The organism is Flavobacterium sp. LM5 (assembly GCF_002017945.1).
GTDB lineage: Bacteria > Bacteroidota > Bacteroidia > Flavobacteriales > Flavobacteriaceae > Flavobacterium > Flavobacterium succinicans.
In genome coordinates this window covers 148,583-170,467 of sequence record NZ_MUFX01000002.1, presented here as the reverse complement: position 1 = coordinate 170,467, position 21,885 = coordinate 148,583, and the positions used below count along the sequence as shown (strand labels likewise).

The 21,885-nt window shown below is 34.6% G+C and carries 16 protein-coding genes; 9 read left to right on the top strand and 7 right to left on the bottom strand.

From position 1 onward, the window contains the following. Positions 1-90: 90 nt before the first annotated feature. Both BXU11_RS09135 and BXU11_RS09130 read left to right on the top strand, forming a co-directional pair. Positions 91-420, top strand: coding sequence for a type II toxin-antitoxin system HigB family toxin (locus BXU11_RS09135; RefSeq protein ID WP_024980193.1), 330 nt, complete (start codon positions 91-93; stop codon positions 418-420). A 2-nt stretch (positions 421-422) separates the two neighbouring features. Beyond that, the gene (locus BXU11_RS09130) at positions 423-773 is read left to right on the top strand and encodes a type II toxin-antitoxin system HigA family antitoxin (RefSeq protein ID WP_078212314.1); all 351 of its coding nucleotides are present in this window, start codon (positions 423-425) and stop codon (positions 771-773) included. Between the two features lie 244 nt (positions 774-1,017). Here BXU11_RS09130 and BXU11_RS09125 read toward each other — a convergent pair whose 3' ends face one another. The 5 genes from BXU11_RS09125 to BXU11_RS09105 form a co-directional block, all read right to left on the bottom strand. After that, a complete protein-coding gene (locus tag BXU11_RS09125) occupies positions 1,018-1,275 on the bottom strand; it encodes a Txe/YoeB family addiction module toxin (protein WP_024980191.1) in 258 nt (85 codons plus the stop codon). Position 1,276: 1 nt separating this feature from the next. Continuing rightward, complete coding sequence (locus BXU11_RS09120; RefSeq protein ID WP_078212313.1) at positions 1,277-1,531, bottom strand: type II toxin-antitoxin system Phd/YefM family antitoxin; 255 nt, start codon at positions 1,529-1,531, stop codon at positions 1,277-1,279. A gap of 349 nt (positions 1,532-1,880) precedes the next feature. Continuing rightward, entirely contained in the window at positions 1,881-2,705 is an 825-nt protein-coding gene (locus tag BXU11_RS09115) for a DUF6263 family protein (RefSeq protein ID WP_078212312.1), read from the bottom strand. A gap of 159 nt (positions 2,706-2,864) precedes the next feature. Then, the gene (locus BXU11_RS09110; RefSeq protein ID WP_078212311.1) at positions 2,865-3,215 is read right to left on the bottom strand and encodes a hypothetical protein; all 351 of its coding nucleotides are present in this window, start codon (positions 3,213-3,215) and stop codon (positions 2,865-2,867) included. 165 nt (positions 3,216-3,380) lie between these two features. Next, positions 3,381-4,679, bottom strand: a complete 1,299-nt coding sequence (locus BXU11_RS09105; RefSeq protein ID WP_078212310.1) for an erythromycin esterase family protein — start codon at positions 4,677-4,679, stop codon at positions 3,381-3,383. Positions 4,680-5,168: 489 nt separating this feature from the next. Between BXU11_RS09105 and prfA the strand changes: the two genes are divergently transcribed. The 5 genes from prfA (at position 5,169) to BXU11_RS09080 (ending at position 11,782) form a co-directional block, all read left to right on the top strand. Continuing rightward, the gene (prfA, locus tag BXU11_RS09100) at positions 5,169-6,245 is read left to right on the top strand and encodes a peptide chain release factor 1 (protein ID WP_078212309.1); all 1,077 of its coding nucleotides are present in this window, start codon (positions 5,169-5,171) and stop codon (positions 6,243-6,245) included. 141 nt (positions 6,246-6,386) lie between these two features. After that, complete coding sequence (locus BXU11_RS09095; RefSeq protein ID WP_078212308.1) at positions 6,387-8,585, top strand: DUF5723 family protein; 2,199 nt, start codon at positions 6,387-6,389, stop codon at positions 8,583-8,585. A 114-nt stretch (positions 8,586-8,699) separates the two neighbouring features. After that, complete coding sequence (gene pyrF, locus BXU11_RS09090; protein ID WP_078212307.1) at positions 8,700-9,521, top strand: orotidine-5'-phosphate decarboxylase; 822 nt, start codon at positions 8,700-8,702, stop codon at positions 9,519-9,521. Between the two features lie 524 nt (positions 9,522-10,045). After that, positions 10,046-10,849, top strand: a complete 804-nt coding sequence (locus BXU11_RS09085; RefSeq protein ID WP_078212306.1) for an ABC transporter substrate-binding protein — start codon at positions 10,046-10,048, stop codon at positions 10,847-10,849. Between the two features lie 147 nt (positions 10,850-10,996). Further along, complete coding sequence (locus tag BXU11_RS09080; RefSeq protein ID WP_024980183.1) at positions 10,997-11,782, top strand: alpha/beta fold hydrolase; 786 nt, start codon at positions 10,997-10,999, stop codon at positions 11,780-11,782. A gap of 194 nt (positions 11,783-11,976) precedes the next feature. Here the strand turns inward: BXU11_RS09080 and BXU11_RS09075 are convergent, their stop codons facing one another. Further along, positions 11,977-12,693, bottom strand: coding sequence for a DUF4197 domain-containing protein (locus BXU11_RS09075; protein WP_024980182.1), 717 nt, complete (start codon positions 12,691-12,693; stop codon positions 11,977-11,979). A gap of 32 nt (positions 12,694-12,725) precedes the next feature. After that, positions 12,726-13,580, bottom strand: a complete 855-nt coding sequence (gene purU, locus BXU11_RS09070; protein ID WP_078212305.1) for a formyltetrahydrofolate deformylase — start codon at positions 13,578-13,580, stop codon at positions 12,726-12,728. Between the two features lie 287 nt (positions 13,581-13,867). On the opposite strand from purU, the gene BXU11_RS09065 reads away from it, so the two are divergent. Together BXU11_RS09065 and BXU11_RS09060 are read left to right on the top strand one after the other, a co-directional pair. Then, positions 13,868-17,308 carry a methylmalonyl-CoA mutase family protein gene (locus BXU11_RS09065; protein WP_078212304.1) on the top strand — a complete coding sequence of 1,147 codons (3,441 nt, stop codon included), beginning with the start codon at positions 13,868-13,870 and terminating at the stop codon, positions 17,306-17,308. 467 nt (positions 17,309-17,775) lie between these two features. Continuing rightward, positions 17,776-21,885 (top strand): S8 family serine peptidase, encoded by a 4,110-nt coding sequence (locus BXU11_RS09060; RefSeq protein ID WP_078212303.1) that lies wholly within the window; start codon positions 17,776-17,778, stop codon positions 21,883-21,885.

Below are 21,885 nucleotides of genomic sequence, written 5' to 3'. Positions count from 1 at the left end.
TCGGGTTATGTTTATGTGTTGATTAGTTGTTCAATACTTAAAAAAAAATAAATAGTTTGCAAATTGAAAACTTTTGAGTACATTTGTTAAATGAAAATCCTTGTAAAGAAAACCGTTTTATTTTACACCGAAAAATATCCCATTTCCAAAATGCCATTATTGATTTGGTACAATGAATTTTCCAAACAAGATTTTCAAAATTTCAATGAGCTCAAAAGAGTTTATGGAAATGCGAGTGTAGTCAATAACGAAAGGGTTGTTTTCAATATAAAAGGGAATGATTTTAGATTAGTGGTTTCGATTAATTTTCTTCAGACCGCTTGTTATGTAATTTGGTTTGGAACGCACAAAGAATACGATAAAATAAATGTTGCAACTGTTGCTTTTGACACAGCAATTTTGAACTATAAAAAGCAATAAAGATGAACTGGAAAGTACTAAAAACCGAGGAAGATTATACAAAAGCATCCATGCGATTGATGGAGCTATTTCACGCGAAACCAAATACAGCAGAAGGTGACGAACTCGATTTGCTACTGGTTTTGGTCAAAGATTATGATGAAAAACACCATCAATTACCCGAATTGGATGCATTGGAAGTAATTAAATATAAAATGGAAGAAATGGGAATCAAAGCCAAAGATCTCGAGTCCATTATTGGAAGCAAAGGACACGTTTCAGCCATTCTTTCTGGAAAGCGTGAAATTACCTTGAAAATGGCGCAAAAGCTTAAAATTTTTTTTAGCCTTCCAGCCGAAGTTTTTTTTGCATAACGCTTGAAAATTGATAGGTTTCAATAGCGTTACGGCTATTGGTAACGAGTTTTTATAAATAAAAAAAAGCTGCAGGAATTGTCTCTAGTAGCTTTTTGTTTTTTATGCTTGAAGTTGTAGACAAGGATTGCTCCCAAGCGATAGCGAACTGACGAAGTAAATCCCGCTATCGGGCGCGAAGTCAGAGACGTTCGCACTGCACACGCAAGAAATTTATTAGTAAATAAGAACACTTCGGGTACTATTAGTCGTAATGATGTCTACATTTGACAATTTGAATTTCATCATCAATAAACCTGTAGATTAATCTATGTTCATCATCAATTCTTCTTGACCAAAATCCTGCATACTTGTGCTTCAATGCTTCGGGCTTTCCTATTCCTTCAAAAGGATTTCTAGAAATATCTTTGAGTAGGTCATTTATTTTTTTAACTTTCTTCTTGTCTATTTTTTGCCAGTATAAATAATCTTCCCAAGATTCATCAACAAAAACATATTTCATTTTAATCCTCAATTAAGTCTTTAGAAAATGACTTACCACTTTTAAATTTATCAATTGCAGAATCTAACCTACTTTCATTAGTTCTGTTTGATAATTCATGATTTGTTGCAATCAGTGAATTGTATTCTTCAAGTGAAATAACAACAATCCCTGAATCTTTTCCACGATTTATAATTAGAGTTTCAAAGTTTAATGCTACTCTATCAAAGTAAGATTTAATATCTTTTCTGAAATCTGAAATATTTGCTACCAACATAATTATTGTAATTTGTACAAATGTATGTACAATATTTGATTTTACACAATATTTGTCAAATTATTGCCGCCAACGTAAGCCTGTGAAAAAACTTCGTTTATTGATATAGTAAAAACGTAGTCAAAAATATTTAGGGATTTGGCACGTAAATCATTCTAAAGCTATTCCCTTAAAAAGTCAGGAGACTTTTATCACATTTACGGTTTACAACATCATTTAAAACGGCGCGAAGTCAGAGACGTTCGCACAGCACACGCAAGAAATTTATTTATACACAAGAACACTTTGGAGAGCGGGTGGTAGGCACGGATTGCAAATCCGCGCTATCGGGTGCTGCGGGGGATCAGTTTTAAGTTCTAGAAGCTGCCACAGTTTGGATAAAACCACTTTTCGCATTTAATTCCAAATCAAACTTATCTGCCTTTAAAAACATTTCCATTAGTGTTTCTGTTTCGTATTTAGAAATGAATTGCGTGTTTAGGTCGTAAACCATTATTCCTTTTCCTTGGCCAGTAGCTTTTACATTGTATTTTGTAATGTTTGAATCCAATGTAAAAATTAAGTCTACATCTAGACTTGCTTTGTTGTTGGTTATGCTTAACAATTTATAAGTTGTAGTGATTAACATTTTTATGCTAACATCTGCAATTGGCATTGTTAAAGGAGTTTTTTGAGAAAAACTATCACCAATTTTCATTTTTTTTTCTGGAAATGATAATTGAGAAAATGTGCTTTGTAAAGTTTGAAGTAAAGCTTTTTTGTAATTTTCATCAAGATTTTTTGAAACAATAGAGTCAAGTCTAGGCAAATCATCAATTGTTCCGACACCATAAATTAGTGTCCCATCAGGAATAGATTTTTTTCCGTCATTACTAGTTGTATTAATAAATTCCATAGTTATTGGAAAACTCTTAGCATTAGATAATTTTCCAGTTCTTAAAACCATTTCAATTTTTGAATTAGAGCTTGTAATTGTTGGATTTTGAATTCCATTTTCTTTTAGTTTTTGAAGAATATCTTCAGATGTTATGTATTTCACACTCATTTCTGAAGTTTGTTGTACGGTTTGGTTATAATTGGTTTCTGGGTTGTAATGTATTTTAAAGTTTAGCTCCTTTTGAGCATACGTAAAAGTGTATTGAAGTATAGAAAGTAGTAATAAAATTTTTTTCATTTTTTTAATTGTTTTTTATCATAGGATGCGCAGCACATACTTTTATCACATTTACGGTTTACAACACGATTTAAAACGGCGCGAAGTCAGAGATGTTCGAGCAGCACACACAAAAAGTTTATTCGTAAGTAAGAACACTTTGGGCAGCGGGATCAGGTTTTATTCGATTTTATAGGCAAAATATTTTTTTTCACCTTTATAAAAATAAGGTTTCACATAAAGTGTTGCTTTTTTGGTAATCTCTTTTGTATTATCGTCAAAGAATATATAATTAAACGTATTATCATTTATAGGGAAATTTTTTTTCAATGAAGTATCATAAACACTACTGGTAATTTTCTTTTTACTAATCTTAAAAATACTTGCAATACTATCTATTTCTTCATATGATATGCCTAATTTTCCATATGAAAAGTTTTCAATGTTTATTGTTTCAAAATTGCTTGTCTTGTTTTGTTTCAAACTACAAGAGATAAATATAAGCAACAATAAATAAAATGTTTTTTTCATAATTATAAAGGTTTACTTTTTCTAATCATTTTTATTTTATAAGGATTTAAGGCATTATCAATTGCATAATTCGTCATTGAATAGCTTTGCCAAGTCTCCAAATACAAAACCAACTTTTCATTAAGTCAATTGATCAAATCTGTTGCAGTTGCTATTTTAAAAAGTTTATTTAGTAATCAAATTATTGGTCGGAAGTGTAATGTTTTTTACAAAGATTAATCCATCATACATTTCGGAAAATTTTTTTTGATACAAATTATTTTTTTTGGGATTAAAACCTCCTCCACCAGCAACTATTTGTTTTGCTTTCTTTTTGAAAAATTCCGAGGAATTACCATTTAAAGCTGTAGACATATCAATAAAGTAAATTTTATCTTTAGCCTCAATAAGTGTTTCGGCATAAGTTTTTGCAAATGGTTTATTTAATTCAACTTTTTTCCAACTAGGTTTATCGTCCGAATTAGAAAAATAACCAGCTTGTGTACCTGTGCCAAAATCAAAACCAACACTATAATAATCGTTTTTATAATATTCTTTCATATTTCTTCCGAAATTATAAATGTTTCGATTACTATAATTGCCAAATCCTTTATTATTAATGTGCTCGTTATGAGCCCAAATAAAAGCTTTCCCGTTTTTTGATTTATTTTCTATTATCCATTTAGCATTTTCAAACATCTTTAAATCTCTATCTTGACTATAGTGATTTTGTACGTAGTAGGTGTATTTTATTAAATAATTCAAGGCTCTTATTGTTGAATTGAACTCATCAATATTCTCGTCTTTAATACCTTTTCTAAAATCAAGTAAAATACTCAGAATTTTATTTAGCTTTGGAGTTTGAATTTCTGACCAATCTGTTGATACACCGTATTCTACTTTTTTTTCTACACAATTGTCTACTACTAAAAGAAATTCTTCGCTTACAGGAATATTATATTTTTTTACTAAACTTCGAATTTCCTCATTTATTTTTTTTACGTTTTGAATGTCCATACCATAAAAGCGAATTTGCTCATCCTTACTTTTATTGAAGTTATAATTTCTCATCCATTCCAAAAGATTGACCACTTCTTTGCAATACCAAAATCCGAGGCTAAAATTGTTAGCAATAGTTTCTGCGTTTCCTTTTCCACCGCTAATCCATTCATTGATAGCTGCTTCGGAAGTATAAGAGTCCTCAATAATAAATATTTTGACATTTTGGTTTTGAACTAAATATTTGAAGAATTTAGCCTTTAAATCGAAAAATTCTTTCCCTTGATGAGTAGTTTCTCCGAATCCGAAAATTTTTGCATCTGCAAACTTTTGAGGGATGTTATCATTAAATATAGTAAGGTTGGTGTCTGGATATGCATCTTCAATTTTAATTGTATTTTCATTAATCCAGCTTACAGTTTTTTGATTTTGGGCATATGTATGAAATAATAGAAAAAATGAAATGGCTGAAATAAATGTTCTCATATGCACAATGTTTGTTTTAAATGTTTTACAACTAGTAAATATGTTTGACAAAATCACTCAAAATCACCTCGTTTTGAGAGATAATTGTGATAGACGTTAAATATAGGTTTCTCAAATATATACAAATTTCATTACAAAATTTATTGTCTTTGGTTTGTTTCTGAAGTTTGGGATAAAAAAACACACACCCCCAGCCCCTCTCAAGAGGGGAGTAGTTGCGCGAATTTTAGAGCTTTTATAATAAATTCTTATTTATTGGAATTTGGAATTTAAAATTTGGAATTTCTATTCGTGTCGTGTTACCATTTCTAGCCCTGATGGGAGCGGCATCCTGTGGCTCTGGGGTTCAGAGCCACAGATATAGTGGACAGCAGGGCACGAGCGAAGCGAACTGGCGAAGCATTTAGCTCCTAAAAAAATCTGAAAAGGGGTTTCTGTAAATTGCTTTCTTTTTTGTATTTTTGCCGTCCAAAATATAAGGACAAGAATATGTTAGATAGACTTCAATATGTAAAACAGCGTTTCGACGAGATTTCGGATTTGATTATTCAACCCGATGTGATCGCGGATCAAAAACGTTATGTGCTACTCAATCAAGAATACAAAAGCATCAAAGCGTTGGTTGAAAAAAGAGAAGAATACATTATAATTTTAGCCAACATTGACGAGGCGAACGAAATCATAGCTGACGGCAGTGACGCTGATATGGTAGAAATGGCTAAAATGCAATTAGACGAAGCCAAAGAACGTTTGCCACAACTGGAAGACGAAATCAAATTTATGTTGATTCCAAAAGACCCAGAAGATGCGAAAAACGTAATGGTCGAGATTCGTGCGGGTACGGGTGGTGATGAAGCGAGTATTTTTGCAGGAGATTTGTTCCGTATGTACACTAAATATTGCGAAAGTCAAGGTTGGAGAACCTCAGTGGTGGATATGAACGAGGGAACTTCGGGTGGTTTCAAAGAGGTGATTTTTGAGGTTACAGGAGAGGATGTGTACGGAACTTTGAAGTTTGAAGCGGGTGTTCACCGTGTGCAACGTGTACCACAAACAGAAACACAAGGACGTGTGCATACTTCGGCAGCCACAGTTATGGTGCTTCCAGAAGCAGAAGAATTTGATGTGCAAATTGATATGAACGATGTTCGTGTGGACTTTTTCTGTTCGTCAGGACCTGGTGGACAATCGGTAAACACGACCAAATCTGCCGTTCGTTTGACGCACATTCCAACTGGTTTGGTGGCGCAATGTCAGGATCAAAAATCACAACATAAGAATAAAGACAAAGCGTTGAACGTATTGCGTTCTCGTTTGTACGAAATGGAATTGGCCAAAAAACAAGCCGAAGATGCTTCAAAACGTACTTCGCAAGTGAGTTCAGGTGACCGTTCTGCTAAAATTCGTACTTATAATTACGCTCAAGGTCGTGTAACCGATCACCGAATTGGTTTGACCTTATATGATTTGGGTAACATTATGAACGGTGATATTCAGAAAATTGTAGACGAATTACAATTGGTGAACAATATGGAAAAACTCAAAGAAGCTAGCGAGGTTTTTTAATAAAGAGCTGCTCAAAAAAAAGATTAACATTTACTTAATTTCATTTAAGTAAATGTTTTTTTTGTGCCTATTATATTTAGATAATCTAAATCTTATTAAATATTACATAATTTAAATTTTAATCAATTCAAAACCAATTCAATGAAAAGAAAATTACTTTTTTTTATCTTATTGTTAGCTGTATCGTCTGCTAATGCGCAATCTTATGTAGGATATTCTTCGGATAATTATACTGGAATTCATGGAGTGCTTTTTAACCCAGCTTCCATAGTGGATTCACGTTTCAAAACGGATATTAATTTGTTTTCCATTAGTACTGCTGTAGGAAATGATTTGTATGGGGTGAAAATCACCGATATCTACAAAGAAAATTATGATTTTGACCGTCAATCAAAATTTACTCCTTCATTCAAAAACAATGCGGTTATCAATGTTGACTTTTTAGGGCCTTCGTTTATGTTTAACATTGCGCCAAAGCATGCTATTGCTGTTTTTACTAGAGTTAGATCCTTTACCAATGTAGTCAATGCAAATGGTAATTTGATTAATGAAGTTAAGGAAGGGCTTGACTCTTCGAATGATTTTGCTTATTCTGTTGGGAGTTTAAACACTGTTTCAAATACTTGGGGAGAAGTTGGTTTGTCTTACGCAGGTGTCATTTTGAATAAAAGACAAAACTTCTTGAAAGGTGGTTTTACGATTAAATATTTACAAGGTGGTGTAAACGGTTACGCCAATACTAAAGATTTATCAGCTGCTTTTGTTAAAAATTCGACCAATCCAGATTTAAGTGTTTTGGCCACAAACGGTTTAGTAACTATTGGGGGTAGTCAGGATTTTGAAAACAATTCGGAGGTAGAATTCGATACCAACTCAAGTGGTTTAGGATTTGATTTAGGATTTCAATATGAATGGAGACCTAATTATGATCAATATGACGTAAGTAAAGCTAAAGCTGTAGACAATAAATTCAAGACGTTGAACAAATATAAATTACGTTTTGGTTTTTCTATTACAGATATTGGATCCATAAATTATTCGAAAGCGAAACAAGATACGTACAATGTTACGGGTGTTGTAACACAAGAAATGATCGATAATATTGGGGATGTGTATGAGTTTTTAAATGCTAATTATACTAAAGTTTCTTCTACAACGGGAATCAAGACTAATTTACCAACTGCTTTACATGCAAATGTTGATTGGCATATTCATAACAAATTCTATTTGAATTTGAATAGTGATATTAGTTTGGTGAATAAAACGGCTGTGAATACAAACAGTATTGCAAATGCGGTGGTTTTAACGCCTCGTTTCGAGACTAGATGGTTTACCTATGCTATTCCAGTTAGTTATATGCAATACACAGGGACACAAGTAGGATCTTCTTTGAGATTTGGACCTCTTTTTGTAGGTTCTAGTTCTGTTTTGACCAATTTAGTTTCTAGTAATTCAAAAGGGTTGGATTTTTATTTAGGTTTTAAATATCCTGTATTTCAAAAGAAATTTAAAGATAGAGACGGAGATGATGTTTTAGATAAATTGGATAAGTGTCCAAAAGTTGCGGGACCAATTGAAAACAAAGGCTGTCCATGGCCTGATACCGACGGAGATTTAGTAGTAGATAAAGATGATAAATGTCCAACCGAAGTGGGTCCTGTAGAAAACAACGGTTGTCCATGGGGTGATGCGGATAAGGATACGCTTTTGGATAATGTTGATGCTTGTCCAACAGTAGCAGGACCAGTTGAAAATAAAGGATGTCCTTGGCCTGATACCGATGGTGATTCAGTTCTTGATAAAGACGACAAATGTCCAAACGAAGCAGGATTAGTCGAAAATGCAGGATGCCCAATTTACGATGCGGATAAAGATGGAATAAATGACAAAGAGGATGAATGCCCTACTGTGGCTGGACCAGCAAGTAATAAAGGTTGTCCAGAAGTTACCAAAGAAGCATTGAAAGAACTAAAAGTTCAGGCAAGAGCAGTGTTTTTTGTAACCGGAAAAGCGGTGTTACAAAATACAGATAATGGCGCTACCGACGGACGTTTGGATGCTATCAAAGAAATTATTAAAAATTATCCAAATGCAAAATTCTCTATTGAAGGGCATACGGATAATGTAGGTAATCCAAAATCCAATCAGAAACTTTCTGAGGCAAGAGCCAAAGTGGTGATGGATGCTTTGGTAGCCAAAGGAGTAAATCCAGCAAATTTAACTTATGTAGGTTATGGTGCGACTAAACCTGTTGCTAGTAACAAAACAGCAAAAGGTAGAGCCGAAAATAGAAGAACCGAAGTGATTCACGTAGGGACTATCTATGAAGGAAAATTATAATTTTTGTAATTCTAAAAAAAAAGCCATTCTTAATTGAATGGCTTTTTTTATTTTTGCACCACTTCTCAAAAAGTACCATTGTTCTTCAATTAACGCGCTTAAAATAAAATAGAAATGACAACATCACAACTACTAGAACAAATCCAACTCAAAAAATCATTTCTATGCGTAGGCTTAGATGTTGACTTGAATAAAATACCTTCTCATTTATTAGCAACGGAAGATCCAATCTTCGAATTCAATAAAGCCATTATTGATGCGACTCACGATTTATGTGTGGCCTACAAACCCAATACGGCTTTTTTTGAAGCGTATGGCATAAAAGGTTGGCAGTCGTTGCAAAGAACCATTGAATACATCAATGCCAATTATCCTGAACTCTTTACGATTGCAGATGCAAAACGTGGCGATATTGGGAATACGTCTTCAATGTATGCCAAAGCCTTTTTTGAGGATTTGAATTTTGATAGTGTCACGGTGGCACCGTATATGGGAAAAGATTCGGTAGAGCCATTTTTAGCTTTCGAAAACAAACACACCATAATGTTGGCCTTGACGTCTAACGAAGGCGCTTTTGATTTTCAAACCTTATCGGTAAATGGTATAGAATTGTACAAACAGGTTTTAGAAACCTCAAAATCGTGGAAAAACAGTCATAACTTGATGTATGTGGTTGGCGCGACCAAAGCAGAATACTTTACTGAAATTCGTAAAATTGTACCTGATAGCTTCTTGTTGGTTCCTGGTGTTGGCGCACAAGGCGGCAGTCTGTCTGAGGTTTGCAAATACGGATTGAATAGTCAAGTTGGTTTGTTAATCAACTCATCTCGTGCTATTATTTATGCTTCGAATAAAGAAGATTTTGCCGAAGTTGCAAGAAACGAAGCGTTGAAAATGCAACAGGAAATGGAGGAGATTCTTAGGTTAAATGTTTAAAGTTTAAGGTTTAAAAGTTTAAAGTTTAAAGGTTTAATATTGTTTGTTTAAACCTTTGCGTGCTTTGCGGTTATTTTTTTAAACATATAAGGCATATATGGTCATTGAAGTTTTTTCTTTGCGACCCTTGCGTAAATCTTTGCGTCCTTTGCGGTTAAATTTTTCAAACCATTTAAGGCATTTAAGGTCATTTAATTTTTTTTGTGAACCTTGTGTAAGTCTTTGTGCTCTTTGTGGTTAAGTTTTTCAAACCATTTTAAGGCATTTAAGGTTATTGAAGTTTTTTTGCGACCCTTGCGTAAACCTTTGCGACCTTTGCGGTTAAGTTTTTTAAACCATTTAAGGCATTTAAGGTCATTGAAGTTTTTTCTTTGTGAACCTTGTGTAAGTCTTTGTGCTCTTTGTGGTTAAGTTTTTTACCACGAAGAAACACTAAGAACTCACGAAGCAGCACAAAGCTATTATTTTAAACTTTGCGGCCCTTGCATAAATCCTTGCGTCCTTTGCGGTTAAATTCAATCAGTATGAAACAACTAACAGATCAAATCGGTACTTCTCATTTTTTGGAATCTACACCTCGTCGAATTGTATCGTTGGTTCCCTCACAAACGGAGTTGTTGTTTGATTTAGGATTGGAAGACCAAATCGTTGGAATCACCAAGTTTTGCGTGCATCCAAAACATTTGCTTACAACCAAGAAAATAGTAGGAGGAACCAAACAAGTTCATTTTGATAAAATAAAAGCCTTACAACCTGATATCATTATCTGTAACAAAGAAGAAAACACGCTGGAAATGGTGCAAGAACTTTCAGCAATTGCGCCAGTTTGGGTGACGAATGTGGTTACGATTGCAGATAATTTTCAAATGATAACGGATTTTGGATTGCTTTTCGATACAACTGGTGAAGCCAAAATTTTGAATGAAAGTATCCATTTGGCATTGGCTGATTTTACAACTTTTATAGCAACTATTCCTACTCAAAACGCAGTCTATTTTATTTGGAAAAAGCCATATATGATAGCAGGTTCAGGTACTTTTATCAACGAGTTGTTACAATTGAATCGATTTGATAATTTTTTTGGAACACAATCCCGTTATCCCGAAATAGCTGTTGATGCGTCAACTCGATTTGATGCTGTCGATTTGGTGCTGCTTTCTTCGGAACCTTATCCATTTAAGAATGAAGATGTAACCGAATTCACTTCATTTTTCCCTAATGCCAAAATACTTTTAGTCGATGGTGAATATTTTTCTTGGCACGGCAGTCGATTGTTGAAGGCGATCTCTTATTTTAAACTATTTCATCAAACGATCTTAACGGAGTAAGAATTCTTGGCGTAAACCTTATGTTTTACCGAGTTTTGCAGTGTTTATTAGCGTTATGCATCGTGATGGGTTTTGTGTTTTATGGTGTATTGTGATGTTGGGATTGGTTTATGAAAATATTATTCTATTTTTACCAAAAAAAGATATATGCTTAACTACACGCTATACAAGAACGATACAACTACGCAATGGGTAACTTTTGTTCATGGAGCGGGAGGTAGTTCTTCGATATGGTTTAAGCAAATTCGAGATTTTCAAAAGCATTACAATGTTTTACTTTTGGATTTACGTGGTCATGGGGAATCTAAACCCACACTTAAAGCGGCTTTTAAACAGAAATATACTTTTTCGGCTTTGGCGAATGATATCGTGGAGGTTTTGGAGCATTTAAAAATTGAACGTTCTCATTTTGTAGGCATTTCATTAGGAACGATTTTGATCCGTCAGTTGGCCGAAATGTATCCTGAAAAAGTACAAAGTATGATTTTGGGTGGTGCCATTTTGAAAATGAATTTCCGCTCACAAATTTTGATGCGTTTGGGGAATGCTTTTAAGTATGTATTGCCTTATTTGGTCTTGTATCGTTTTTTTGCTTTTGTCATTATGCCTAAAAAAAGTCATAAACAATCTCGTATTATGTTTATCAACGAGGCGAAAAAATTATACCAAAAAGAGTTTATAAAATGGTTTAAATTGACTGCCGAAATCAATCCAGTTTTGAAATGGTTCAGACAAGTTGAACTAAATATTCCAACACTTTACGTTATGGGAGAAGAAGATTATATGTTTTTGCCTTCTGTTCGAAAAGTTGTCGAAAATCACTATCGCTCTTCAAAGCTTTTTGTGATAGAAAAATGTGGTCACGTGGTGAATGTTGAGCAACCTGTAGTATTCAACTCGGCAGTCCTATCTTTTTTAACTTCAGCGCAATAAAAAATGCCGACATCCAATGACGTCGACATTTTTATAACTAACCAAAACCAAATAATAAATAACCAGTTTATTACTCTGCAAAGATCGACATAAAGTCGAGGTGATGTTGTTAATTTTTTGTTATTACTTTGTTGTCAATAAGTTAACCTTTAAAAAGGGTTTTTTTTTAAGGTATTTTTTCTTATTATAAAATGTTAATCTTGTAATGAAAACACCTTTATTAATAGAGGTGAAGTCCTTGATTTTAAGTTAGTTCTGATGTTTTTTTCCTCTACAGCAATCATTTTGAATACTCCTTCTAAGGTTTTGTTGGTAACATAGTCATTTAAGTCAGGATTCACTTTTGAAACCAAGGGAACCGTATTGTATTTTTGAACGATTCCATTCCAAATTTTATCGGCACCAACCTTTCCGATGGATTGTTGTACTACAGGAAGGAATTTAGCATATAATTCTTTGTTGGTAGATTGCTGTAAATAGGTTGTTGCTGCATTTTCATTGCCCATCAAAATGGTTTTGGCATCTGCAATTTTGATGTTTTTTATAGCAGCTACAAATACGGGAGTTGCTTCTTTTACGGCATCTTCAGCGGCTCTATTCAGGGCTTTAATTCCGTCATCTGCAAGCGAACCCATTCCTAGTTTACGTAATGTTTTGTCGACTTTGGTTAACTCTTCTGGCATTACGATTTTGACCAATTCATTTTTGTAGAAACCGTCTACTTGCGTCAATTTCGATACCTGTTCGGTGATTCCTTTGTTTAAAGCTTCTTTTAGTCCAGCAGCAATATCTACAGTTCCTTTTTTGTTTAAAAGGCCAGTTGCCGTTTCGGATGATTGTTTTAGAATATTTTTGAGTTGAGCATTACTAATAACAGGGAATAAAATAAGTAGGAATAAAAATTTCTTCATTAGGATTTTTTGGGGTTTTTTAATTGAAAAGGCTACAAAAATACTACAGTTTTGTTGTTATACACCATAGTTTTTCGTTCTGCATGCAATTTAATGGCTCTTGCCAAAACCATTCGTTCTAAATCACGTCCTTTCATAATAAAATCTTCTATAGAGTGGCTGTGGGTTACACGGGCAATATCTTGTTCGATAATTGGGCCTTCGTCCAAACCTTCGGTTACATAATGACTAGTAGCGCCAATGATTTTTACTCCGCGTTTAAATGCTGAATGATAAGGTTTAGCCCCAGGAAAAGCGGGTAAGAAAGAATGATGGATATTGATAATGTTGTTTTGGTACTTTTCAATCAGTTTAGGGGTAATGATTTGCATATAGCGCGCCAATACAATGAAGTCGATATTGTATTGAGCTAATAACTCTAATTGTCCTTTTTCGCCTATTGCTTTAATTTCTTTGGTGAAAGGAACGCAATAAAAAGGAATAGCAAATTGTTCGGCTACTTTTCTTAAATCTTCGTGATTGCTAATGATTACAGGGATTTCAAGTGGTAATTCACTAGCGCTATAACGTCCCAAAATATCGTATAGGCAATGATCGTATTTAGAAACAAATAGAGCCATTCTCGGTTTTTGCTGTTGCGGATAAATTTTCCAATCCATATCAAATGGAAGGGCTAGATTGGTTTCAAAATCAGCTTTTATGGCGTCGATAGGCCATTTTTCTGACTCTAATTCACATTCCAATCGCATAAAAAAAACATTTTCATCGGCATCCACGTGTTGGTCCAAATAAATAATGTTTCCTTCTATCGAAGCAATATAATTGGTAACTGAGGCTATAATTGACTTTTGATCTTTACAATGTATGAGGATGGTAATTTTTTGCATTTTTTCTTTTAATTGTGCTTTATTGCTAGGTTTTAAAATGTTTTTATCATTAAACGTACTGAATGACTATTTTTTTGTTTATTTGAGGACAAAATCTTGTTTGTTTTAGAATCAAAAGAAAACGTTTTCTTTTGATTCTATTGCGATTAGTTATCCTTTTTTACCAAAACTAACTTATTTTTTTTAAGAAATAGCAGCATTTAGTTGTTTTATAGTAATTCAATAAAATGCTAATTTTTATTTTAAAAAATGTGTAATTTGGCGCTATTAATTATCATATTCATAAAATGGAACCACAAAAACCTTATATTCCTGTTAATAAAGTAAGAATTGTTACCGCAGCCTCACTCTTTGACGGTCATGATGCCGCTATAAATATTATGCGTCGTATTATTCAGTCAACTGGAGTAGAGGTAATTCATTTGGGGCATGATCGAAGTGTAGAAGAAGTAGTAAATACAGCTATTCAAGAGGATGCCAATGCGATTGCAATGACTTCTTATCAAGGGGGACATAACGAATACTTTAAATATATGTATGATTTGCTTCAAGAAAAAGGAGCAGGGCATATCAAGATTTTTGGCGGAGGCGGAGGCGTCATTTTGCCTTCAGAAATTGAGGAATTACATCAGTACGGTATCACCAGAATTTATGCTCCAGATGATGGACGCGCTATGGGACTGCAAGGAATGATTAATGATTTGGTACAACAGTCTGATTTTCCTATTGGGAATCAATTGACCAATGAATTGGATTTGATAGAAAATAAAACTCCTACAGCTATTGCAAGATTAATTTCGGCTGCTGAGAATTTTCCTGATATTGCAAAACCAGTTTTTGATACAATTCATACTAAAAATGAAACTTCTAAAATTCCTGTTCTAGGAATCACAGGAACTGGAGGTGCAGGAAAATCCTCTTTGGTAGATGAATTGGTTCGTCGTTTTTTAATTGATTTTCCAGAGAAAACCATTGGATTAATCTCTGTAGATCCATCAAAACGTAAAACAGGTGGCGCCTTGTTAGGCGATAGAATTCGTATGAATGCAATCAATAATCCTCGAGTTTATATGCGTTCTTTGGCGACACGTCAATCTAATTTGGCTTTGTCTAAATATGTAGCCGAAGCGATTCAGGTGCTTAAGGCAGCGAAATACGATATTATTATTTTAGAAACTTCAGGAATTGGGCAATCGGATACTGAAATTATGGACCATTCAGATGTTTCATTATACGTAATGACACCTGAGTTTGGTGCAGCTACGCAATTGGAAAAAATTGACATGCTTGATTTTGCCGATTTGGTAGCCTTGAATAAATTCGACAAGCGTGGTGCTTTGGATGCGCTTAGAGATGTGAAAAAACAATACCAACGCAATCATAATTTATGGGATGTAAATCCAGATGAAATGCCGGTTTTTGGAACGATTGCTTCTCAGTTTAACGATCCAGGAATGAACACGCTCTACAAATCAATTATGGATAAAATTGTAGCCAAAACGAGTTCGGACTTAAAATCGACTTTCGAGATTACTCGTGAAATGAGCGAGAAAATTTTTGTCATTCCACCACATCGTACTCGTTATTTATCTGAAATAGCGGAGAACAACCGTAAATATGATGAAACCGCTTTAAGTCAAGAGCAAGTGGCTCAAAAGTTATACGGAATTTATAAAACAATCGAAACGGTTTCTAATAAGAAGCCAGAACTCAATAAAGCTGGAATTGATGACGCGTCTGTATTGCCATCGGCTACAGCGCCGCATGATGAAAACCGCATCTTTTTGAATTTACTTTTGAATCAATTCGACAAAGTAAAAATGGATTTAGACCCTTACAATTGGGAAATGATTCTGACTTGGAATGAAAAAGTAAATAAATATAAAAATCCAGTCTATACCTTTAAAGTTAGAGATCGTGAAATCAAAATGGCGACGCATACCGAGAGTTTGTCGCATTCACAAATACCTAAAGTTGCTTTGCCAAAGTATAAAGCTTGGGGTGATATTTTGCGTTGGTGTTTACAAGAAAATGTTCCAGGAGAATTTCCATTTACTGCAGGATTGTATCCTTTCAAACGCGAAGGTGAAGATCCTTCTCGAATGTTTGCAGGTGAAGGTGGTCCAGAGCGAACTAACAAACGTTTTCATTATGTAAGTGCAGGTTTACCAGCCAAAAGACTTTCGACAGCTTTTGATAGTGTGACTTTGTACGGAAACGATCCACACATTCGTCCTGATATTTATGGTAAAATCGGAAATGCAGGAGTTTCTATTTGTTGCTTGGATGATGCTAAAAAACTGTATTCGGGTTTTGATTTAGTGCACGCTATGACTTCGGTGAGTATGACTATCAATGGACCAGCGCCTATGTTGCTTGGTTTCTTTATGAATGCTGCTATCGATCAACAATGTGAGATGTATATCAAGCAGAATGATTTGGTGGATGAAGTAGAAGCTAAGATAAAAGCGATTTACCAAGAAAAAGGAGTAGAGCGCCCAAAATATCAAGGTGATTTACCAGAAGGTAATAATGGTTTGGGATTACTACTTTTGGGAGTTACGGGCGATCAAGTGTTGCCATTGGAAATTTATAATGAAATAAAAGCCAAAACATTAGCGCAAGTTCGTGGTACCGTTCAAGCGGATATTTTAAAAGAAGACCAAGCGCAAAACACTTGTATTTTCTCTACGGAGTTTGCCTTACGTTTGATGGGTGATGTACAAGAATATTTTATTACTAAAAATGTTAGAAATTTTTATTCGGTTTCTATTTCAGGATATCATATCGCCGAGGCAGGAGCTAATCCTATTACTCAATTGGCTTTTACTTTGGCCAATGGTTTTACATATGTAGAATACTACTTGAGTAGAGGAATGAACATCAATGATTTTGGACCGAATTTATCCTTCTTTTTCTCGAATGGTGTGGATCCTGAATATGCAGTTATCGGGCGTGTAGCTAGAAAAATTTGGGCAAAAGCCTTGAAAAATAAATATGGAGCCAACGAAAGAGCTCAGATGTTGAAATACCATATTCAAACCTCAGGTCGTTCTTTGCATGCTCAAGAAATTGATTTCAATGATATTCGTACGACTTTACAGGCTTTGTATGCGATTTATGACAACTGTAACTCTTTGCATACCAATGCGTATGACGAAGCTATTACAACGCCAACAGAAGAATCGGTGCGTAGAGCGATGGCTATTCAGTTGATTATTAATAAAGAGTTAGGTTTGGCTAAAAATGAGAATCCAATTCAAGGTGCTTTTATTATCGAAGAATTAACTGATTTGGTGGAAGCAGCCGTTTTACAAGAATTTGATAGAATTACAGAGCGTGGTGGAGTGCTTGGAGCTATGGAAACCATGTACCAACGTTCTAAAATTCAAGAAGAAAGTTTGTATTACGAAACATTGAAACATACAGGTGAGTTTCCAATTATTGGGGTAAACACATTTTTAAGTTCTAAAGGATCTCCAACGGTAATTCCAGCGGAAGTGATTCGAGCTACCGAAGAAGAAAAGCAATACCAAATCACTATGTTGAATAATTTGCAAAAAGCCAATGCTGATTTGGTTGCTCAACATTTAAAAACCTTGCAAGAAGCAGCTATTAAGAATGAAAACATCTTCGACCATTTGATGGAAGCAACAAAAGTATGTTCTTTAGGGCAAATTACCGCTTCTTTGTTTGAAGTAGGTGGACAGTACAGAAGAAATATGTAATCCTAATTTATTTAAATACAAAAAGAAAGGCTGTCAATACTGACAGCCTTTCTTTTTGTATTTAAATAGATTTTAAAATCTAATACTAGGATACATGCTCTTTTTGGAACAGAGTCTGTTTTTAATGTGTGAAAATAAATGGTAATTCTAGTCAATGCCTTATTGAATCATTGTTTTTTTTAAAAATTTAATTTAGTTGTGTTTTGAATTTTAACTACGCATCAATATAATTATGTCTAAAATTGGTTTGTAATTTTTTTCGGAATGATGTGGTATATGTCGTTGAGATTAAGTGGACTAAAATATGATGTTTGATGAAGTATGTGTGTTATAATTAAAATAATTAATTATATTTGCTTTACTGTTAAATTTTAACATAAATTTCATTACAATTTACTAGAAAATAAAACTTTTAATGTTTTGTTAGTCAGGGTGTTGTGTGATTTTTTTTTGAATTATCTTTAATTATGAAAAAAACTTTATTGCTAATGTTTTTGGTTTCTCAATGTATCTGGTCACAAAAACATGATCCACGTCAGGATATGATGAATTTTACTCCGGGAAAGATCATCGTTAAATTAAAAGACAATGTCAATGCAAAAATTTCCTACACGAGCAAAGGTATAGGTTCTACTAGTGAAAACATTGGTAAGCTTCTAGGGATTGAAAATAAAGTAGTTACAACAACTGTTATGTTTAGCCAGCAATCTGTTGAAAAAAGCGCGATGCGAAAGCAAGCTGGTTTTAAAGACAGTAGATTAAAGGAAGTACATTCTTTAAAAAATACTTTTGTACTCGATTTAAAAGACAAGCAAGAGAATGTTTTAGCGCTTGCGGAAAATCTTAAAGCAAATTCAAATGTAGAGTATGCCGAACCGGATTATAGCTATAGTGTAAATGACTTTACAGTTGATTCGAAAATCTACACGGAAGCCGATTTAAAAAATACAAAAGCAACAACTACACTTGTTACTCCAAACGACCCTTTGTTTAGCCAACAATCGAACATTACTGCAACACACCTTAACGAGGTTTGGGATACCTATGGTACAGGTAATGGTTCCCAAACCATAGCCATTTTGGACACAGGAGTAGATTACAACCACCCTGATTTGGAACCTAATATCTGGACAAATACCAAAGAGTTGAATGGTATTGCTGGATTTGACGATGACGGCAATGGGTTTATAGACGATATACGAGGCTGGGATTTTATCAATAATGATAATGCGCCACTTGACGATAATATGCATGGGACGCACGTAGCAGGAATAGCTGGTGCAGTAGGGGGCAACAATCTTGGAGTGGCCGGTGCTGCATGGAATGTCAAACTGATGCCTCTAAAAGTTTTTCAAAGCAATGGTGAGGGAAATGCAAGCACCATTGCTTTAGCTGTGCAATATGCTAGTATTAATGGTGCAACTATCATTAACATGAGTTTTGGTTCTTTTGCTGAATCGATAACCTTACGTAATGCCTTAGAAAATGCCTATGCCACTAGTGTATTGGTTGGGGCAGCAGGGAATAATGCAACTTGCATAGGTCCTGGTCTATGCCCAGATAAGTTACCAGGAGTTCCATTTTACCCTGGGGCGTACTCTTTTGTTTTGGGAACGCAAGACATCGCTCAATATTCAAACTATGATCAAGATGGATCCATCTTTTCGAGCTATCCTAATTTGTTAAATTATGAAGTTAAGGCTCCGGGCTCTGGGATCATGAGTACGGTACCCAATGGAGGATATCGTTCTTTGACAGGTACTTCTATGGCCGCTCCTTTGGTTTCTGGTGGTATTGCATTATACTTGCAACAAAAACCGAACGATAGTAAAGAATTGTTGTTTGGTAATTTAATAAATACATCGGCTTCGTTTGTGAACTTCAAAGCAGCTATGGAGGTTACTCCAACGCCCGAATTGAAAGTTTTGTCTGCTATCAACAAGGACAATAGCAATGGGCAAAATGGAAATGGCTTCTTGGAACCGAATGAAATTGTGGATGTTTTTCCACTCATTAAAAACTACTGGGGTCCTACTAATGATGTGAGAGTAGGGATTGAATTTGCTGAATTTGAAGACCAATCCAAAGCCACTATTCTAGTACCCGAAATCGCTATTGGCTCCATAACGGCCTATGCAAGCCTGCAAGACTTAACAAAAGCCTTGAAAATACAAATTGCTTCCAATGTAGCCAATAATGTCAATATCAAATTTGCTCTAAAAGTGTGGTCGGGCCCAAATAAAGAGTTTCTAACTTCTACGGAATATGTGATTACTGTAAAGAATTCTATTCTTTTATTTGGGATTATCAATAAAGATATGACTTTGTACGCCAATAAGGAATACTTGGTGTCCGACAATGTCATTTTTTCAGAAAATGCGACCATAACTATTGAACCTGGAACGACTATTAAAATTGCTGATAATAAAAAAATTTCTTTATTTGATAATACTAGATTGATTGCCAAGGGAACTAAGGAAGCCTTTATTACTTTTACAAATGAAAATAGAGGTTGGGGCGGTTTTATTTTTGGCAGCAATAATAGAAATCAATCAATTCTTGATTTTGTGCGAATTGAAGGTGTATCAATTAATTCTAACTATTTTTATTATAACATATTCTCTACAGAGCAAAGTGCAGCCAAAAACCTAAAAGGGACTAATTTAATCATCAATAATTGTAATATAGCTGCTGCCTTTGTTATTGGTGAAAATTCATTTATAAGCAAGTCAAATGTAATTCATAATTATTTTACAATGATTACATCACAAAGAAATTACTACAAAAACATGAATTTCATCAACAATGATGTTCAAATTGGTATGAGAATATTTAGTTATTTTACCGAACCGATATTTACCGAAGAAATTAATATTTTCGATAATGTAGTTTCCTACTCAATAGAAAGTTTAGGTACAACAACTCCAATTTTTGCTTATCTTGGCTCATCTTCACCCTCAAAATATAAAAGAGAAGTCCAAGACGCAGAAACTAATTCATTTAAAGCTGGTCTAATGAATATGAGTAGTATTTCCAAAATCCCTTATGAAGAAAACCATGGTATAGTTTGGAAAGTACTAGTAAATGGTAAAGATGCCCAAGATGAGTATGAGCAAATGGATCCAGTAGGAATAGGAACGCATCAATTTGACATCTATTTTAACAGAGCAATGGATACCAACTATCCTCCTCAAATAAGTTACGGAGTAAAAGAACCATACACACAAAAAATAATTGCAGAAAAAGGGACATGGTCGCCAGACGGCAAAATTTTCAGCGTAACTCACGAAGTGAAAATTGGAGCTGCTGATGGGATTAATAGAATACGCGTGCAAGGGGCTAGGGATTTGGACTATTTTGATATTCCTGTTGAGGATTATCGATTCAATATGTTGGTGCAAAGTGCTGGTTCTGCCTCTGTAGGTTTTGAAGCTACTCCGGGATTGGGGAAGATTGCCTTAGATTGGGAAGCGCCAACCGATACTGTTCTCAAAGATGTTTTGGGTTACAATATGTATCGATACAAAGCCAATACAAATGGCTCTTTTACAAATCCAGTAAAGATAAACCAAAATCTTATTCCAACCGCAACCTATACTGACTTTGATGTGGTAGAAGGGCAAAACTATTACTACCAATATAAAATACTTAGAACCAATCTGGAAGAAACCGATTATTCGAAGGTGGTGGCTTCTAGTCCACTGACCTCTAAGCTCGGAGACGGTAATGGTGATTTCGATGTGAATGTAATGGATCTAGTGCAATCTGTGGATTATATTTTGGGTAACAACCCGACTCCTTTTATTTTCAAAGCAGCTGATGTCAATGCAGACCAATCCATCAATGTTTTAGACATTGTTGGAACGGTTGATATCATTTTAAAACCTAAAACAGGAAAAACAGCGTCTGCCAAAAACAACATCACCTTTTACTCCAAAGAAGCTGTTGGTGAGGCATTGTTCTATTGGGAAGGAAATGATTTGTATGTAGAATCAAAAAAAGCTATTGGAGGTGTTCAACTTGCGTTCAATGCTGATTTCGATTATACAAAATCAGCTGCCTTTTCTGGTTTTGAATCGATTGCTTATCCACAGGACAATCAAAAAGTTATTATGATCTATAGTTTTAATGGTACTGCGATTCCGGCTGGAAAAACCAAGCTTTTAACCAAAAATGCGGCTGTAGGAGGAGATTTAGATATTAGCAAAGCGGTGGTAGGAACACCAAATGGTAGCAAACTAAATGCACTATACAATAAAAACGCAATACCTGACATTAACGCACCTGTGCAAACCAATTTTTCTGTCATCACTAGTCTGTCTCCTAATCCAACCAAAGGGACAGTGAACATAGAATACTACTTGCCAGAAAAGATGGATGCCGTTTCATTCAGTGTTTTTGATTTACTAGGTCAAAAAGTATGGAATCAAGGTAATTTTAAAAACACCTCTGGTTATGGCACGGCCAATCTAGAATTGAACAGTCTTAGCAGCAATGTGTATATTTTGGTCATGGATGTGGAGAGAAATGGAGAGCTAAAAGATAGAATTGTTAAAAAAATAATTGTTAAAAAATAA

Coding starts and splice junctions, on each gene's coding strand:
- BXU11_RS09125 (WP_024980191.1), bottom strand. CDS start 1,275: ATGAAATATGTTTTTGTTGATGAATCTTGGGAAGATTATTTATACTGG.
- purU (WP_078212305.1), bottom strand. CDS start 13,580: ATGCAAAAAATTACCATCCTCATACATTGTAAAGATCAAAAGTCAATT.
- BXU11_RS09080 (WP_024980183.1), top strand. CDS start 10,997: ATGCTTAACTACACGCTATACAAGAACGATACAACTACGCAATGGGTA.
- BXU11_RS09120 (WP_078212313.1), bottom strand. CDS start 1,531: ATGTTGGTAGCAAATATTTCAGATTTCAGAAAAGATATTAAATCTTAC.
- BXU11_RS09075 (WP_024980182.1), bottom strand. CDS start 12,693: ATGAAGAAATTTTTATTCCTACTTATTTTATTCCCTGTTATTAGTAAT.
- BXU11_RS09115 (WP_078212312.1), bottom strand. CDS start 2,705: ATGAAAAAAATTTTATTACTACTTTCTATACTTCAATACACTTTTACG.
- BXU11_RS09060 (WP_078212303.1), top strand. CDS start 17,776: ATGAAAAAAACTTTATTGCTAATGTTTTTGGTTTCTCAATGTATCTGG.
- prfA (WP_078212309.1), top strand. CDS start 5,169: ATGTTAGATAGACTTCAATATGTAAAACAGCGTTTCGACGAGATTTCG.
- BXU11_RS09130 (WP_078212314.1), top strand. CDS start 423: ATGAACTGGAAAGTACTAAAAACCGAGGAAGATTATACAAAAGCATCC.
- BXU11_RS09065 (WP_078212304.1), top strand. CDS start 13,868: ATGGAACCACAAAAACCTTATATTCCTGTTAATAAAGTAAGAATTGTT.
- BXU11_RS09085 (WP_078212306.1), top strand. CDS start 10,046: ATGAAACAACTAACAGATCAAATCGGTACTTCTCATTTTTTGGAATCT.
- BXU11_RS09110 (WP_078212311.1), bottom strand. CDS start 3,215: ATGAAAAAAACATTTTATTTATTGTTGCTTATATTTATCTCTTGTAGT.
- BXU11_RS09135 (WP_024980193.1), top strand. CDS start 91: ATGAAAATCCTTGTAAAGAAAACCGTTTTATTTTACACCGAAAAATAT.
- pyrF (WP_078212307.1), top strand. CDS start 8,700: ATGACAACATCACAACTACTAGAACAAATCCAACTCAAAAAATCATTT.
- BXU11_RS09095 (WP_078212308.1), top strand. CDS start 6,387: ATGAAAAGAAAATTACTTTTTTTTATCTTATTGTTAGCTGTATCGTCT.
- BXU11_RS09105 (WP_078212310.1), bottom strand. CDS start 4,679: ATGAGAACATTTATTTCAGCCATTTCATTTTTTCTATTATTTCATACA.